The organism is Methylobacterium sp. Leaf87, assembly GCF_001422775.1.
Lineage (GTDB): Bacteria > Pseudomonadota > Alphaproteobacteria > Rhizobiales > Beijerinckiaceae > Methylobacterium.
Map to the genome: position 1 here is coordinate 157,895 of NZ_LMMI01000012.1, position 14,717 is coordinate 172,611.

General features: G+C 69.5%; 16 protein-coding genes. 13 read left to right on the plus strand and 3 right to left on the minus strand.

Features of this window, described 5'->3' with window-relative positions:
- The first annotated feature begins 11 nt into the window (after nucleotides 1–11).
- Genes ASF22_RS08715 through ASF22_RS08745 form a run of 7 tightly spaced genes read left to right on the plus strand, consistent with a single transcriptional unit; the run spans nucleotide 12 to nucleotide 7,352 of the window.
- Nucleotides 12–428: a hypothetical protein gene (locus ASF22_RS08715; protein WP_056263436.1), complete on the plus strand. Its 417-nt coding sequence runs from the start codon at nucleotides 12–14 to the stop codon at nucleotides 426–428.
- Entirely contained in the window at nucleotides 428–883 is a 456-nt protein-coding gene (locus tag ASF22_RS08720) for a GNAT family N-acetyltransferase (RefSeq protein WP_162239533.1), read from the plus strand. The genes ASF22_RS08715 and ASF22_RS08720 overlap by 1 nt, the downstream gene beginning before the upstream one ends.
- Entirely contained in the window at nucleotides 880–1,509 is a 630-nt protein-coding gene (locus tag ASF22_RS08725; RefSeq protein ID WP_056263440.1) for a hypothetical protein, read from the plus strand. Before ASF22_RS08720 ends, ASF22_RS08725 begins: the two co-directional genes overlap by 4 nt.
- Nucleotides 1,509–2,276, plus strand: coding sequence for a hypothetical protein (locus ASF22_RS08730; RefSeq protein ID WP_056263442.1), 768 nt, complete (start codon nucleotides 1,509–1,511; stop codon nucleotides 2,274–2,276). The genes ASF22_RS08725 and ASF22_RS08730 overlap by 1 nt, the downstream gene beginning before the upstream one ends.
- Entirely contained in the window at nucleotides 2,276–3,712 is a 1,437-nt protein-coding gene (locus ASF22_RS08735) for a hypothetical protein (RefSeq protein WP_156647648.1), read from the plus strand. Before ASF22_RS08730 ends, ASF22_RS08735 begins: the two co-directional genes overlap by 1 nt.
- Nucleotides 3,712–6,642 carry a hypothetical protein gene (locus ASF22_RS08740; protein ID WP_056263446.1) on the plus strand — a complete coding sequence of 977 codons (2,931 nt, stop codon included), beginning with the start codon at nucleotides 3,712–3,714 and terminating at the stop codon, nucleotides 6,640–6,642. The genes ASF22_RS08735 and ASF22_RS08740 overlap by 1 nt, the downstream gene beginning before the upstream one ends.
- Complete coding sequence (locus tag ASF22_RS08745; protein ID WP_056263448.1) at nucleotides 6,642–7,352, plus strand: hypothetical protein; 711 nt, start codon at nucleotides 6,642–6,644, stop codon at nucleotides 7,350–7,352. Before ASF22_RS08740 ends, ASF22_RS08745 begins: the two co-directional genes overlap by 1 nt.
- A 62-nt stretch (nucleotides 7,353–7,414) precedes the next feature.
- On the opposite strand, the gene ASF22_RS08750 is transcribed toward ASF22_RS08745, so the two are convergent.
- Nucleotides 7,415–7,675, minus strand: a complete 261-nt coding sequence (locus tag ASF22_RS08750) for an MTH1187 family thiamine-binding protein (protein WP_056263449.1) — start codon at nucleotides 7,673–7,675, stop codon at nucleotides 7,415–7,417.
- Nucleotides 7,676–7,837: 162 nt separating this feature from the next.
- Here ASF22_RS08750 and flhA point away from each other — a divergent pair, with 162 nt between their 5' ends.
- The 6 genes from flhA (at nucleotide 7,838) to ASF22_RS08780 (ending at nucleotide 12,534) form a co-directional block, all read left to right on the plus strand.
- The gene (flhA, locus tag ASF22_RS08755; RefSeq protein ID WP_056166391.1) at nucleotides 7,838–9,925 is read left to right on the plus strand and encodes a flagellar biosynthesis protein FlhA; all 2,088 of its coding nucleotides are present in this window, start codon (nucleotides 7,838–7,840) and stop codon (nucleotides 9,923–9,925) included.
- Nucleotides 9,926–9,936: 11 nt separating this feature from the next.
- Nucleotides 9,937–10,692, plus strand: coding sequence for a flagellar biosynthesis protein FliR (gene fliR / locus ASF22_RS08760; protein ID WP_056166392.1), 756 nt, complete (start codon nucleotides 9,937–9,939; stop codon nucleotides 10,690–10,692).
- A gap of 3 nt (nucleotides 10,693–10,695) precedes the next feature.
- On the plus strand, nucleotides 10,696–11,097 hold the full coding sequence (locus ASF22_RS08765; RefSeq protein ID WP_056263454.1) for a hypothetical protein: 402 nt from the start codon (nucleotides 10,696–10,698) through the stop codon (nucleotides 11,095–11,097).
- Between the two features lie 115 nt (nucleotides 11,098–11,212).
- On the plus strand, nucleotides 11,213–11,719 hold the full coding sequence (locus ASF22_RS08770; protein WP_082478754.1) for a rod-binding protein: 507 nt from the start codon (nucleotides 11,213–11,215) through the stop codon (nucleotides 11,717–11,719).
- A gap of 11 nt (nucleotides 11,720–11,730) precedes the next feature.
- Complete coding sequence (locus ASF22_RS08775; RefSeq protein ID WP_056166399.1) at nucleotides 11,731–12,060, plus strand: hypothetical protein; 330 nt, start codon at nucleotides 11,731–11,733, stop codon at nucleotides 12,058–12,060.
- A 27-nt stretch (nucleotides 12,061–12,087) separates the two neighbouring features.
- Nucleotides 12,088–12,534 (plus strand): hypothetical protein, encoded by a 447-nt coding sequence (locus tag ASF22_RS08780; RefSeq protein WP_056263457.1) that lies wholly within the window; start codon nucleotides 12,088–12,090, stop codon nucleotides 12,532–12,534.
- A 42-nt stretch (nucleotides 12,535–12,576) separates the two neighbouring features.
- Here ASF22_RS08780 and fghA read toward each other — a convergent pair whose 3' ends face one another.
- Both fghA and ASF22_RS08790 read right to left on the minus strand, forming a co-directional pair.
- The gene (gene fghA / locus ASF22_RS08785) at nucleotides 12,577–13,410 is read right to left on the minus strand and encodes an S-formylglutathione hydrolase (protein WP_056263460.1); all 834 of its coding nucleotides are present in this window, start codon (nucleotides 13,408–13,410) and stop codon (nucleotides 12,577–12,579) included.
- A 76-nt stretch (nucleotides 13,411–13,486) separates the two neighbouring features.
- Nucleotides 13,487–14,623, minus strand: coding sequence for an S-(hydroxymethyl)glutathione dehydrogenase/class III alcohol dehydrogenase (locus tag ASF22_RS08790; RefSeq protein WP_056263705.1), 1,137 nt, complete (start codon nucleotides 14,621–14,623; stop codon nucleotides 13,487–13,489).
- Nucleotides 14,624–14,717 lie beyond the last annotated feature (94 nt).

Below are 14,717 nucleotides of genomic sequence, written 5' to 3' on the forward strand. Positions count from 1 at the left end.
TCGCCCACCGCATGCGCGAGCGCGACGTGCAGGAGTTCCTGGCGGTGTCGCACGCCGCCGACCGGGCCGAGCTCGCCGAGCAGCTGGTCAAGCGTTTCGGGCAGTCGGTTGAGCTGATCGCCGCCCGGGTCGACGGCGAGGCCGTTGCGGTCGGCGGTTGCATGCAGCATCGGCCGAACGTCGTGACGCTGCTGTTCTTCGCCACCGACGGCTTTCCCGCCGCGGCGCTCGGCCTGACCCGGTTCATCACGCGCGTTCTGTTCCCGGAGGTGAAGGCCGCCGGCGCGCACCGGATCGAGTGTGTGAGCCACGTCGAGCATCGCGACGCGCACCGCTGGATCGAGATGCTCGGGTTGCGGCGCGAGGCCGAGCTTAAAGGCTTCGGCCGGGCCGGAGAGACCTTTCTGCAATTCGCGTGGACGCGCTGATGGACGTCCGCCCCGCAACCGCCGGTGACGAGGCCGCGATCGTCGAGATGGCGGCCGTCGCCGTCCCGGAAACGTTCCCGCACCTCAACTTCAGCCCGACCCGCACGCGGGAGAGCTTCCGGCGCTCGCTGGCCGATCAGGCACCGGTCTATTTCGTGGTCGAGACCCCGGCCCGACAGGTCGTCGGCTTCCAAGTCGTGGCGTGGGGGAACAGCGACTTCTCGACCGCGCTCGTCGTCGAGCAGCGCGTCATCTTCGTCCGGCCGGAGTTCCGCGGGTCCGACGCCGCGGCCAGCCTGATCCGACATCTTGTCCAATGGGCCGAGCGACTTGGCGCGGACGAGATGTATGTTAATGTCGCGAGTGGCCGTAGGCAGCAATCGACAGCGCGGTACATCAGGCGGTTCGGCTTCACCGATGTCGGGTCCGTTTTACGAAAGACGAGGCAGCCGTGACGCAGCTTTTCACGCCCCCGAGCAACAAGCAGGCGAACCTGGCGCGGTTGGACGAGGGCCTGCGCCAGCAGCGCGTCACCGAAGGCACCGGGGCGATCAACTCGACCTTCGACGGCCAGTTCAACGACGACTATTTCAACGGCCGGACGCAGGCGTTCAACGACTACGCCACGCCGCAGCTCGAGGAGCAATACGGCAAGGCCAAGAAGGCGCTTACCTTTGCGCTCGCCCGTGACGGCGGCCTGGATTCGTCGAACCGGGCGTCGCGCGAGGGCGAGCTGCAGCAGGCCTACGACACGGCCAAGCGCGGCGTGGCCGACCAGGCGCTGTCGTACGGCAACCAGTCGCGCTCGCAGATCGAGGAGGCCCGGGCCGGCCTGATCTCGTCGCTCAACGCCTCCGGCGACGCCAGCCAAGCGGCCACCGGCGCGATCAACCGCGCGCAGGCCCTATCCCAGCCGACGGCGTTCTCGCCGATCGGGCAGCTCTTCGGCGACTTCACGTCGAGCCTCGGCACGCAGGCCGCCGCCGAGCGCGCATCGGCCGCCACGGGCGGCGCGCTCTACAAATCACCCTACGACACCGGGCTGTTCTCCAGCTCGGGCAGCGTCAGGAACTCCCGCTGATGTGCGATCCCGTCACCCTCGGCAGCGCCGCCCTCATGGGCGCATCGACGCTCGCCAACTCGGCCGCGTCCGGCCAGCAGGCGCGCGCCCGCGACAAGGCGCTCGGCGCCGAGCGGCAGCGCCAGGGCGAGTTGCAGCGGCAGGCCGAAGGCGTGCAGGAGAAGTCGCGCGGCCGGTACGACGACTTCGCCGGCAAGGAAGACGCACGCGCCGGCAAGCTCGGCGCCTACTTCAACAAGGGCCTCGGCGAGGAGCCGACGGCTGTGGGTGCCGGGTCCGGCGCGCCGAGCGACGCGCTGCCGGCCTCCGGCTCCAATCTTGTCGTTCAGGAGCAGGCCAAGCAGGGCGGCAAGGCCCGCGCCTACGGCCAGCAGCAGGGCGCCGCGCTCGGCGAGCTCCGCTCGTTCGGTGATCTTCTCGGCGAGACCAGCCGGGGCCAAGCCCGTGACGCCGGCGAGATCGGCCAGATCAACAACTTCCGCCAGGGCTCGGCGGCGGTCACGCCGTACGAGCTGGAGGCCGCGAACGCGAAGGGCTCCGGTCTGAAGCTGTTCGGCGACCTGCTCGGCGGCGCCGGCCAGATCGGCATGACGGCCGGGCTCACGAAGAACGTGGCCGGCGTGGGTGGCGCTGCGCCGGCCGCCGGCGGGGCATCGCTGCCGTCCTTCGCGCAGCCGCAGGCCACCGCCCCGATGTCGCTCGGGAGCATGATGTTCGGCGCCATCCCGTCCTTCGCCTCGGGCAACAACGCATACAAGGTGGTCTGATGGCTGTCCGGTTGAGCCGCTTCTACAACGACGAGGGCATCGGGCGCGGTTTTCAGAACATCGCCGGCGCGCTCGCGCCACCCGACGCCAGCGATCAGCTCGCCGGTCAGAAGGCGCTGGAGATCCGCGACAAGGGTTTGCGGCTGGCCGAGCTCTACGCGAACACGCAGGACCCGCAGTACGATCGGCGCGCGACGCTGCTCGGCCTTCAGACCGGATCGCAGAGCCTGGAGGCCGTCGGCCTGAATAACGCCACGACGCGCTCGACGAACGCGGCCGACAACGCCCGGGCGATTCAGCAGGAGGCGATGCGGCAGTCCGGCGACACCGACCGGACGATGCTGGCTCCGGTCGCGCAGGACGCCACGCGCTTCGTCCCGGGCCGGATCGCCAAGATGTACGGCGTTCCCGAGCAGCAGTACGGCTCGGCCTCGCTGCAGCCCGGCGAGAAGGTCGTCAGGGCCGACGGCTCGGAACTGCAGGGCACTCCGAAGCCGCTCAGCACCGACGAGGTTCAGGCCGGCGCCATGCAGGTGCTGCCCGCCAACGACCTGCGCAGCATCATCATGGGCAAGGCGCCCGTCGAGAACGTGCAGACGCCCGACGGCCCGCGCGTCCAGTACCGCGACCGGGCCGTCGGCTCGGCGCCGGCGGCGACACCGGTCACGCCGCAGAACGCGACGAACTACCAGACGCCCGACGGCAAGCAGGGTACGGCCGTGCTGCGCGACGGTGTGCTCATGGACAGCCAGACCGGACAGCCGATTCCGGCCGGCTCGAAGCAGTTCTCGACCGCCGTCCAGGGCGGCCAGGACGCGACCGGAATCGGCGCGGCGAACGTCAACAAGGCCGGTCAGCAGCTCCTCGACCTGGATCTGGCCGACGCCGCAATGGATTCCTACGCGCAGCTGCTGAACGAGACGCCCGGCGCGCAGGGCGCGCTCGGCGCGGCGCGGCGATCCTTCCAGGATCTCGTCGCCACCGGCGGCGAAGCCGGTCAGGTGCTGCAGAAGCAGGACGCCGAGGTGCGCCGGCTGGTCGGCGAAAACCGGTTCTCACCCGAGGTGCTCCAGCGCTTCGGCGGCTTCGATCCGAAGCTGTCGGCGGTCGAGGGCGCCCGGCAGCGCGCGATTGCGCTCCAGGCCGCCGCATCGGGTGGCGGGGCGCAGGTCTCGAACCGCGACGTCGAGCGCGTCGAGGCCGAGATCGGCGGCGGCGGGCTGCTCGCGAACAACAGCTCCTCGCTCGCCAACATCGCCCAGGCCAAGCGCACGAACGCCCTGGTCCGGTCGAAGCTCGGCGTCGCCAACCCGACGGCCGCGGGGACGTTCCCGGGCGGCGGCCCGGCGCCAAGCCCTGCACCGGCGGCCCCGACGGCCGCGGTGGCGGAAGAGTGGACGCGTGGGCCTGACGGGCGGCCGGTGAGGAAGAACTGATGCCGCGCACGATCAACTTCGAGGGCCGCGCGATCACCGTCCCGGACGACTTCTCGGATGACGAGGTCGCCGGCGTGCTGTCGGCCCCGGCCGCCGCGCCCGCGGCGCCGAACGACGACCGTCCGGCCGCTGTCGCCACGGCGGAACAGCCCGCGCGCGTCGAGAAGCCGGCGCTTGCAGGCGACAGCATGGCGGGCGTGGCGAAGGCACTCCCGCAGGGCGCCGTCTCCGGTCTAGAGATGTTGATGGACGCGCCGGTCAACATCATCAACCAGGCGCCGCGGCTGCTGAACATCAACGGCGGGCTCATCAACAAGATCATGGGCCGCGAGGTCGTGCCGACCTTCGGGCCGATCAGCGACAACCCGCTCCTGCCCTCCGACATCATCCAAGCCCCGGGCCGGGCGCTCGGCGTGAAGAAGTACGAGCCGCAGGGGCCGATCGAGCGCATCGCCGACCGCGTCGGCCAGGAAGTCGGCGCCTCGGCTCTGCCCGTCGTCGGGTCCGTCGCGGCCGGCGCCCGCATCGGCGCGGCCGGTGCCCGGCAGATGATGACGGGCGAGAGCGTCGCGCAGCGCATCCTTGGTCCGATGGTCGAGGCCGGAGCCGTGAACCCGGCCGGTGTCGTCGGCCGTGAGACGTCCGGGGCGGTCGCGGCCGGGCTCGGCGCCGGCGCCGCCGTCGAAGCCGTGACACCGATCTCCGACGGCGCCGGCGCGCGCTCGTCGGCCGACTTCGCCGGATCCGTCGCGGGCAACACCGCGCTCGCGCTGGCCCGCCCGATCTTGGGCGGCATCGGCTCGCTGGCGGGCGCGGCCGCCGGATCGAGCAAGTTCGCCGACGACGTCGCGCGTAGCGAAGTCGCCAACGATCTGCTCGCCAACTCCACCACGGCCCAGCGCCAGGTCCAGGCCGGCGTCGACCGCGGCACGATCGACGCGCAGCCGCTGGCCGATCAGCTTCGGCGCCCGGCCGAAGTCGAGCAGGTTATTCCCGGCTACCAGGCCGACATCGCGGACCGCTCCGGCGACCCCGGGCTGGCGGCCTACGTCTACGGCAAGACGGCGGCCCGGCCGGGCCTCGACACCGGCCGGCGCGTGGCGAATCAGCAGGTCGTGAGCGAGCGTGTCGACGGCCTCGCGCCGACGGGCAACGCCGGCCAGTTCCGCGAGGATCTCCAGGGCGGCGTCGACCGGCGGCTGTCCGATGTGGATCTGCAGGCCGAGACGGCGCAGCGCACGCTCGAGGAGCAGATGCAGCGCCTGACCGCCACGATGACCGGCGAGGCCCGCGGCGCCGATATTCGCGCGGCGCTCCAACGCGCGGCCGAAGAGGCCCGGGCAGGCGTGCGCCAGGCCTACGAGCCGATCAACAACTCGGCCCAGCAGATCGACGTCAAGCCGCTGGCCGAGCGCTTCGGCGCGCTGGACGAGGGTCTGAGCGTGGCCGAGCGCCAGCGCTTCCGCCCCGCCGAGGCCGACATTCCGCAGCGACTGATCGGCCCCGCAGAGGCCGCCGGCCCCGTCGATACGGGTCTCCTCGACGCCTCCGGCAAGCCGATCACCCGCGAGCCCCGGCCCGGCAACAGCCAACAGCCGATCAACGAAGTCACCGGCCTGCGCGCCTCGCTGACGGACGACGCCCGGGCCGCGCGCTCGGCCAACCGCCCGGCAGAGGCCCGGATCATCGATCAGCACGTCACCGCGCTCGACGACTACTTCGACGAGGCGATCCCGGAAGGTCTGCGCGGCCAGCTCGACACGGCGCGCGCGGCGCGCCGCGACGTGGCGGACCGGTTCGAGCGGCCGGGCCGGGCCGTCGCCGAGGTGCTGAAGGAGCGCCAGGGCGTCCCGACCGTGAAGGACAGCGGCGTGGCGCCTCGGTTCGCGCAGCCCGACGAGGGCAACCTGTCCGATCTGCGAGATCTCATGCGCGAGGCCGGCGGCGATGCCGGTGTGCGCCCGGCCCTGCGCGACCAGTTCTTGGCGAACGTCCGGGACCGCGGCCTGCTCGACCGGCCGGAGCAGCTCAACGCTTACCTGGACCGGCACGCCACGCTCCTCGACCAGCTGCCCGGGCTGCGCGACGAGATCACGGCGGGTGGAACGGCCAGTCGCGGCGCCGCGGAAGCGCGCACGGCCGCCGACACGACGCGCCGCGAGCTGACCACGCCCGGGCGCTCGCCCGAGGCCTCGTACCTGAAGTACGACAACACCGGCACGGTGGAATCGATGCGGACGGTGCTGAAAGACCCGCGCCCGGAACAGGCCGCCGACCGGCTGCTCGCCACGTCCGGCACAGACCCACAGAACGCCCGGGCGGCGTTCTGGGAGGTGCTCCGCAAGGAGGCCACGAACCAGGGCGGCGTGAACGACCGCGCGCAGATCAACGGCCTCGCCGGCTCGAAATTCCTGTCGGACCCGCGCAACAAGGCCGTGGCCGATCGGCTGTACCGGGACAATCCGGAGCAGCTCAAGGACATCACGGATGTCTTCGATGCGCTGGCCGGGTCCGGGGCGGCGACGCGCGCCCGGCGGCCCGGGTCGTCCGGCACGGCGCAGGGCATGAACGCGGGCTACGACGCCTCGCTCTCGGCCTCGTCGATCACCAGCCGCATCCGGTCGATCAACCGCGGCCAGCTCTCGCCGACCGTGGCCGGCGTCGACCTGCTCGCGACCTACCTGCGCCGGAAGTCGGCCGGGCTGCAGAAGGGCGCGATCGAGCGGCTCCAGGACGAGGTGATCCAGAACCCGCAGCTCGCGGCGAAGCTGCTGGAGGACTACAATCCGGCGAACTTCGCGGCCCAGCGCCGGGAGCTGCTGACGGTCGGCGGCGTGCGCGCCACGGAGACGCTCCGGCTCTTCGACGCGGCGAACGACGAGGAACAGCGGCCCGAGGCGGCGGCCGTACGCCGGGCAGGAGAACGCTGATGGCCGAGGATTTCGCATCCGCTCTCCGCGCTTCGGCGCAGCGGCTCAACATCAACCCGGTCGATCTCGGGACCGTGATCTCCTACGAGACCGGCGGCACCTTCGATCCCTGGCAGAAGGGGCCGACGACCAAGTGGGGGCAGCACCGCGGGCTGATCCAGTTCGGCGAGCCGCAGCGCAAGCAGTTCGGCGTCTACCAGGGCCAGAGCGCGTCCGAGCAGCTCCCGGCTGTGGAAAAGTACCTGCTCGCGTCCGGGTTCAAGCCCGGGATGGGGATCAAGGATCTCTACTCGACGATCAACGCCGGCGGCCCGGGGCGATACAACGCGCGGGACGCTGCGGCCGGCGGCGCGCCCGGTACGGTCGCCGACAAGGTCGAGCAGCAGATGGCCGGGCATCGCGCCAAGGCGGAAAAGCTGCTCGGCGGCGCGTTCGCTCCTGCGGCTGCGCAGACACAGCCGACGGGCGGCGGCCTCGGCGAGAAGTTCGGGCAGGCGCCCCAAGCAGGAACGGCGCTGGCCGACGCGCTGCCGGGTGCTACGCTGCCGACCGGGGCGTTCGCGATCCCCGTGGCGGTGCCGGACCCGGCGGCCCAGGCCTACGGGCAGATCGCGCAGCAGTTCACACAGCGGCAGCAGGCCGACGCCACGGCCGAATCAGCGCGGCGCGCGGCTCTGTTCGGGGGTGGGCTGGGGCGGCTGTACGGATGAGCTGCGCCCAAAAGTGCGCCCAAACAGGTGTCGGTGGACAAACTGAAACACGGTCTAAGTCTCTACAGCGTATAGTGATCTGCACCTGTCTTGGTTAGTTTCGTGAAGAACACGCGGTCGACACCGAGTTCGGCGAGGCGGGCCTCGCAGGCTTCGGCGAGTGCGCAGATCTCGCTCAGTTCGCCCTCGATGTTGGTGCCGTTGGCATGCATCTCGGCGGTGAGCGGGCTGGCGTCGATGATCGCCTTGATTTCCCGCACGTAGGGCGAGACCGACGGGCCGACCCCCATGGGAACGATGCACAGATCCGCCACGACCTTCATGTGACGACTTTCATGGGCTTGTCTCCCGTGCGCCCGACCTTCGGGCGAGGCGCCCTTCTATCACGGCCGGCCGTGCCCGGGGCGATGAAGCGGCACGCCCCCATCCCCACGCAAGCTTGAACCGCGACAAGGCCCCGTTCATTCACGGGGTAGGCATCCGCCATGGCGGCAAGCGACGCGATCGTCATCGAGCGCAAGTCCCAGCGGGATATCGGCTTTGCCGCCGGGATCATCGCCATCCTGGCGATCCTGTTCCTGCCGGTGCCGGCGATCCTCCTCGACATCGGGCTCGCCTTCTCCATCGCCCTGTCGGTGCTGATCCTGATGGTGGCCCTCTGGATCAAGAAGCCGCTCGAATTCTCGGCCTTCCCCACGGTGCTGCTCATCGCGACCCTGCTGCGCCTCGCGCTCGGCATCGCCACCACGCGACTGATCCTGGCCAACGGCCAGCACGGGGTCTCGGCTGCCGGTCACGTCATCCAGGGCTTCTCGCAGTTCGTGATGAGCGGCGACTTCGTCATCGGCATCGTGGTGTTCCTCATCCTGATCACGGTGAACTTCCTCGTCATCACCAAGGGTGCCACCCGCATCGCCGAGGTCGGGGCGCGCTTCACCCTCGACGCCATCCCCGGCAAGCAGATGGCCATCGACGCCGATCTCAACGCCGGCCTCATCGACGACAAGGAGGCGCAGGGGCGCCGCCGCGAACTCGAGGAGGAGAGCGCGTTCTTCGGCTCCATGGACGGCGCGTCGAAGTTCGTGCGCGGCGAGGCCATCGCCTCGCTCATCACCATCGCGGTCAACGTCTTCGGCGGCATCATCATCGGCACCACCCGCCACGGCATGCCGCTGGGCCAGGCGGCCGACGTGTTCACCAAGCTCTCGGTCGGCGACGGGCTCGTCTCGCAGATCCCGGCCCTGATCGTCTCGCTGGCGGCGGGCCTCCTCGTCTCGAAGGGCGGGACCCGGGGCACCGCCGAGCAGGCGGTGATGGGCCAGCTCGGCGCCTATCCGCGCGCGCTCGCCGTCGCCGCCGCCCTGATGTTCCTGTTCGCCCTGGTGCCGGGCCTGCCCTTCCTGCCGTTCATGGTCCTGTCGGGGCTGATGGCGTTCACCGCCTACGCCATCCCGAAGAAGATCGCCGCGCAGAAGGCCGTGGTCGATGCCCGGACACTCGCCGTCGAGGACCAGAAGCAACTCGCCGCCCGGGAATCCCTGTCCGTCAAGGAATCGCTCAAGACCCCCGAGATCGAGCTCTGCCTCGGGCGCCAGATCTCGGCCCAGTTCGCCACCTCGCAATCCGAGCTGTCGCATCGGGTCGCGAAGATGCGCCGCAAGTTCGCCCGCCAGTACGGCTTCGTCGTCCCCGACATCAAGCTCACGGACAGCATTGCGCTGGCTCCGAAATCCTACCAGATCCTCATCCACGGCACCGTGGCGGCGACCCAGGAGATCCGCCCAGGCCAACTCCTCGTCGTCGTTGGCGACGGACCCGTCCCGGATGTGCCGAGCGACGAAGTCCGTGAGCCGGCCTTCGGCATGAAGGCCCGCTGGGTGCTCGATTCCTACGGGGCCGAAGTACGGCGCGGCGGCTTCGAGCCCATCGACGGCGCGTCCGTGCTCCTCACCCACCTGTCCGAGGTCATCCGCAACAATCTGCCCCAGCTCCTGTCCTACAAGGACATGCGCGGCCTCCTCGACCGCCTCGACCCCGAGTACAAGCGTCTCCTCGACGAGATCTGCCCGTCGCAGATCTCGTATTCGGGCCTCCAGGCGGTGCTGAAGCTCCTGCTCTCCGAGCGGGTCTCGATCCGCAACCTCCACCTCATCCTCGAGGCGGTCGCCGAGATCACGCCGCACGCCCGCCGCGCCGAACAGATCGCCGAGCACGTGCGCATGCGCATCGCCCAGCAGATCTGCGGCGATCTCGCCGAGAACGGGACGCTCGCGGTGCTGCGGCTCGGCAGCGCCTGGGACCTCTCGTTCCACCAGAGCCTCAAGCGCGACGCCAAGGGCGAGGTCGTCGAGTTCGACATCGATCCGCGCCTCGTCGAGCAGTTCGGCACGGAAGCCGGTGAGGCGATCCGCAAGCACATGCGCGAGACCCGCAGCTTCGCCCTCGTCACCGCGCCGGATGCCCGCCCCTACGTGCGGATGATCATCGAGCGGCTCTACCCGACGCTCGCCGTGCTCTCGCACCTCGAGATCGCCCGGGGGGTGGAGATCCGGTCCCTCGGGACGATCTCGTAAGGCCACTGCGCGTGGTCGCCGGGGCACCCGAGGGCATTCTGGCCGCCTTCCTGATCTTCTGCCGGGTCGGCGGGTGCCTCCTCGTGGTGCCGGGCTTCTCCAGCCCGCGCGTGCCCGGGCAGGTCCGCCTGCTCATCGCCCTCACGGCGTCGCTGGCCATGACGCCCCTGATCCAGCCGCTGTTCCAGGGCCGGCTGGCGGCACAGGACCCGGCCACCACCCTGGCCTGGATCGCCAGCGAGACCATGACGGGGCTCGTGATCGGCTTTCTCGGACGGATCTTCTTCACGGTGCTGGAAACGGCGATGAATGCCGCCGCCACCATGGTGGGGTTCGGCGGCATGCCGGGCTCCGTGGCCGAGGGGACCGATCCGGTACCGGCGGTCGAGGCCCTGATCATGATGGCGGCCACCGCCCTGCTGTTCGCCGCAGACCTGCATTGGGAGCTGTTTCGCGGATTGGTCGATTCCTACGCTCGCATCCCGCCGGGCGAGGGCATCGGCACCCAGGCCGCCCTGGTGCGGATCGTCGATCAGATCGGCACCGCCTTCGTGCTGGCGTTGCGCATCACCGCGCCGTTCATCGTCTACGCCGTGGCGGTGAACCTGACCGCCGGCTTCATCAACAAGCTGGTGCCGCAGATCCCGGTCTACTTCATCGCGACGCCGTTCATCATGTTCGGCGGATTGCTGCTGCTCTACTACCTCTCGAACGAGTTCATGACGCAGTTCCTCATGGGTTACGTCGACTACCTGCGACGGGGTTAGGGCATGGCCGTCACCACCCGCCAGCGCCTGGAGCGCGCGCGCCGGCTCCTCACCGTGCAGGAGCAGATGCGGGGGATCGCCGAGCGCGACCTCGCCGCGACCCGGCGCGACATCGCCCGCGTCGAGGCCGACCGCGCGGCGATGCTCACGACGCTTGCCGGCGAGACCATGCACGGCCTGTTCCTCGATGCCGCCGCGCGCCGGCTCAGGGCCCTGGCCGGGGAGGCGACGCAACTCGACGCCACCGCCACCCATCGGGCCGGGCTCGTGCGGGAGCGGGGCCTCGCCGAGAAGCGCGTCGGGCGCCAGGTCGAGGCGCTGGCCGAAACCCGCGCCCGCGAGCGCGAACGGGCCGACATGCTGGAACAGCTCGACCTGCTGGCCGCCCGTGGCGGCGCCTCGTGAGCATTCCCGACGCACATCTTTCCGACGCAAGCCTTTCCCACGCAAGCCTCCCGAAAGCCACGGGGCCTATCCCCTATCGCCGACGGGCCATTCCCTTCGAAGCGTCGCGGCAGCCATGAGCATCTCCACTCCCACCGATATCGTTCTCGACGTGGCCCGGGCCGCCGATCCGGCGCGCTACCAGGAGGCGACGGCCAAGCTGTCTGCGCCGGGCGCCACCGATCCGGCCGCCTTCAACGACGCGTACCGCATGGCCGGCACGTCCGTGCACATGCCCCTCGACGCGCGCTCGACCCTCACGGCACTCCAGACCGACAACGTGATCTCGGGCGCGGGCAAGATCGGCGATCCCTACAAGCAGTTCGAGGCCTTCGTCCTGCGCCAGTTCGTCGAGACCATGATGCCGTCGAAGGCCGCGTCGGTGTTCGGCAAGGGCAATGCCGGCGGCATCTGGAAGTCGATGCTCGCCGATCAGATCGGCACCCAGGTCGCCAAGGCCGGCGGCCTCGGCATCGCCAAGATGCTGGAGGCCGCGCGTCCCCTGGAGAAGACGTCGCTGGACAAGACCGCCCCGGACAAGATCCGCCCGGCCGGCTCGGTCGATCAAGCGACGGGCGCGTGAAAGGACCGACCATGCTGATCGCATCCCTGAAGCGGCTCGAAGCCGTCGTCGCGGCCGAGACGGAAGCGCTCCTGACCCACCGTCCGTTCGATCAGGAAGCGGTGAACCTGCGCAAGAGTCAGAGCCTTCTCGAACTCACCCGCCTGACCCGGGGCCTCGACCCGGACCAAATCGCGCCCGAGGTCGCCGACCAGCTCGCGCGCCTGAGCCGGGCGTTGAACCGCAACCAGGGCGTCGTCGGCCAGCACCTGCGCGCCGTCGAGGAGATCTCGGAGATCGTCACCCAGGCGATCCGGGATTCGGAATCCGACGGCACCTATTCCGGCCACCTGCGCCGTTGATCCCCTATCGGCACCAGGCGTGAGCGCATGAAGACTGTCCTGACCGGCCTGTGGATCTGCGCCGTCACCATCCTGTCCTGCTACGGGGCGGTGACCTGGGGCAGCGGTCTGTTCGCCAAGAAGGAGGAGCCGTATCTCGAGGGTCTACAGTACCAGAAGCTGCCGCCGATCAATGTTCCCATGGTGGTGGACGGCAAGGTGCAGGGTTACATCGTTGCGGTTCTTGTCTTCACTGCCGATGCGCGGTTGATGCACACTCTTCCGGTGCCACCCAACGCCTTCGTGGTCGACGAGACCTTCCGGCAGATCTACGCCGACCCGCAGATCGATTTCAAACGCCTGTCGCGTTACAACGTCACCCAGCGCCTCGCGGAGGTCCGCAAGGCGGTCAACGCGCGACTCGGCGCCGACGTGGTGAAGGATGTTCTCGTCGAGGAGTTCAACTTCGTCGCCAAGCGCGAAGTCCGCTCGTGACGCGAAGGTCTCCCCGGCCCTGGAGGCCGGAGAGACCAAAAACTACTTCAGGCGGGCGGCGGCCCAGGCGATGTGATCGGCCATGAAGGTCGAGATGAAGTAGTACGAGTGATCGTAGCCCTCGCGCATGTTGAGGGTCAGGGCGATCCCGGCCGTCTTGCAGGCCTCGTCGAGCAGCCAGGGGCGAAGGCCGTCGTCGAGGAAGCTGTCGGCCGTACCCTGATCGACCAGGAACTCCGGGAAGCGGTGGCCGTCCTCGATCAGTGCCGTGGCGTCGTGGGCGCGCCATGCGGCGGGGTCGGTTCCGAGGTACTTCTCGAAGGCCGGCTTCGACCATCCGGCCGTGGAGGGCTGGGCGATCGGGGCGAAAGCCGAGCAGGACTTGAAGCGGTCGGGATAGGTCAACGCGATGGTCAGCGCCCCGTGGCCGCCCATGGAGTGGCCGAAGATGCCCTGGCGGGTCATGTCGGCGGGGAATTCCTTGGCGATGAGGGCGGGCAGCTCCTCGGTGACGTAGCTCCACATCCGGTAGTTCGTGGCGTAGGGCGCCTGGGTGGCGTCAACGTAGAACCCGGCGCCGGAGCCGAACTGCCAGTTGCCGTCCTCGTCGGGGATGCCGGGCCCGCGCGGGCTGGTGTCGGGCGCCACGATGATCACGCCGTGCTCGGCCGCCGCCTTGCGGTACTCGCCCTTGTCCATGACGTTGGCGTGGGTGCAGGTGAGGCCCGACAGGTACCACAGCACCGGCACCGGACCGTTCTCGGCCTGGGGCGGCACGAACACCGCGAAGGTCATCGGACAGCCGGTGGTCGTCGCATCGTGCTTGTAGACGCCCTGCGTGCCGCCGTGGGCGCGGGCCTTCGAGATGGTTTCCATGTGTGCTCTCCTGCTGGGGGCATGGATTTTCCCTCCCCACAAAGGGGGAGGGAGGCAGTGTCAGCCAAGATCCGTCTTAGTATACCACCACCGACCGGATCGACTTGCCCTCGTGCATGAGGTCGAAGCCGTGGTTGATGTCTTCGAGCGGCATGGTGTGGGTGATCAGATCGTCGATGTTGATCTTGCCCTCCATGTACCAGTCGACGATCTTCGGCACATCGGTGCGGCCGCGCGCGCCGCCGAAGGCCGAGCCCTTCCAGACGCGGCCGGTGACGAGCTGGAACGGACGGGTCGAGATCTCCTTGCCGGCCTCCGCCACGCCGATGACGATCGACTCGCCCCAGCCGCGGTGGCAGCATTCGAGGGCCTGGCGCATGACGTTGACGTTGCCGGTGCAGTCGAACGAGAAATCGGCGCCGCCGCCCGTGGCGTCGAGGATCGCCGCGACGACGTGATCGTTGCCGATCTCCTTCGGATTGATGAAGTGGGTCATGCCGAACTTGCGGGCCATCTCCTGCTTGTCCGGATTGATGTCGACGCCGATGATCTTGTCGGCACCGACCATCCGGGCGGCCTGGAGCACGTTGAGGCCGATGCCGCCGAGGCCGAACACCACCACGTTGGCGCCGGGCCAGACCTTGGCGGTGTAGATCACCGCGCCGATGCCGGTGGTGACGCCGCAGCCGATGTAGCAGATCTTGTCGAAGGGGGCGTCTTCGCGGATCTTCGCCAGGGCGATGGCGGGGAGGACCGTGAAGTTCGAGAAGGTCGAGCAGCCCATGTAGTGGAACACGGAGTTCGAGCCGCCCGGGCTGCCGCCGGTGGAGACGCAGGAGAAGCGCGAGGTGCCGTCCGGCATCACGCCCTGGCCCTGCGTCGCGCGGATCGCGGTGCAGAGGTTGGTGCGCTGCGACAGGCAGGACTTACAGCTGCGGCATTCGGGCGTGTAGAGCGGGATGACGTGGTCGCCGACCTTGAGGTCCGTGACGCCGGCGCCGACTTCGCGGACGATGCCCGCGCCCTCGTGGCCGAGGATCGCCGGGAATTTGCCCTCGGAATCGAGGCCCGACAGGGTGTAGGCGTCGGTGTGGCAGATGCCCGTGGCCATGAGTTCGACGAGAACCTCGCCGGCCTTGGGTCCTTCGATATCGATCGTCTCGATGGTGAGGGGCTTCTTGGCCTCCCACGCCACCGCTGCGCGCGTCTTCATACGGATGCTTCTCTTGTGCTTGGCGATCACGGGCGGCGTCGAACTGCCGACTCTTCGGCTCGCGGCATCTTGACGATGGCGATCCGAACGGCCC

What these genes read in the sequence shown, in the direction of transcription:
- ASF22_RS08715 (WP_056263436.1), top strand. Translation starts at nt 12, where the DNA reads ATGCGCGAGCGCGACGTGCAGGAGTTCCTGGCGGTGTCGCACGCCGCC.
- ASF22_RS08720 (WP_162239533.1), top strand. Translation starts at nt 428, where the DNA reads ATGGACGTCCGCCCCGCAACCGCCGGTGACGAGGCCGCGATCGTCGAG.
- ASF22_RS08730 (WP_056263442.1), top strand. Translation starts at nt 1,509, where the DNA reads ATGTGCGATCCCGTCACCCTCGGCAGCGCCGCCCTCATGGGCGCATCG.
- ASF22_RS08735 (WP_156647648.1), top strand. Translation starts at nt 2,276, where the DNA reads ATGGCTGTCCGGTTGAGCCGCTTCTACAACGACGAGGGCATCGGGCGC.
- ASF22_RS08740 (WP_056263446.1), top strand. Translation starts at nt 3,712, where the DNA reads ATGCCGCGCACGATCAACTTCGAGGGCCGCGCGATCACCGTCCCGGAC.
- ASF22_RS08745 (WP_056263448.1), top strand. Translation starts at nt 6,642, where the DNA reads ATGGCCGAGGATTTCGCATCCGCTCTCCGCGCTTCGGCGCAGCGGCTC.
- ASF22_RS08750 (WP_056263449.1), bottom strand. Translation starts at nt 7,675, where the DNA reads ATGAAGGTCGTGGCGGATCTGTGCATCGTTCCCATGGGGGTCGGCCCG.
- flhA (WP_056166391.1), top strand. Translation starts at nt 7,838, where the DNA reads ATGGCGGCAAGCGACGCGATCGTCATCGAGCGCAAGTCCCAGCGGGAT.
- ASF22_RS08765 (WP_056263454.1), top strand. Translation starts at nt 10,696, where the DNA reads ATGGCCGTCACCACCCGCCAGCGCCTGGAGCGCGCGCGCCGGCTCCTC.
- ASF22_RS08770 (WP_082478754.1), top strand. Translation starts at nt 11,213, where the DNA reads ATGAGCATCTCCACTCCCACCGATATCGTTCTCGACGTGGCCCGGGCC.
- ASF22_RS08775 (WP_056166399.1), top strand. Translation starts at nt 11,731, where the DNA reads ATGCTGATCGCATCCCTGAAGCGGCTCGAAGCCGTCGTCGCGGCCGAG.
- ASF22_RS08780 (WP_056263457.1), top strand. Translation starts at nt 12,088, where the DNA reads ATGAAGACTGTCCTGACCGGCCTGTGGATCTGCGCCGTCACCATCCTG.
- fghA (WP_056263460.1), bottom strand. Translation starts at nt 13,410, where the DNA reads ATGGAAACCATCTCGAAGGCCCGCGCCCACGGCGGCACGCAGGGCGTC.
- ASF22_RS08790 (WP_056263705.1), bottom strand. Translation starts at nt 14,623, where the DNA reads ATGAAGACGCGCGCAGCGGTGGCGTGGGAGGCCAAGAAGCCCCTCACC.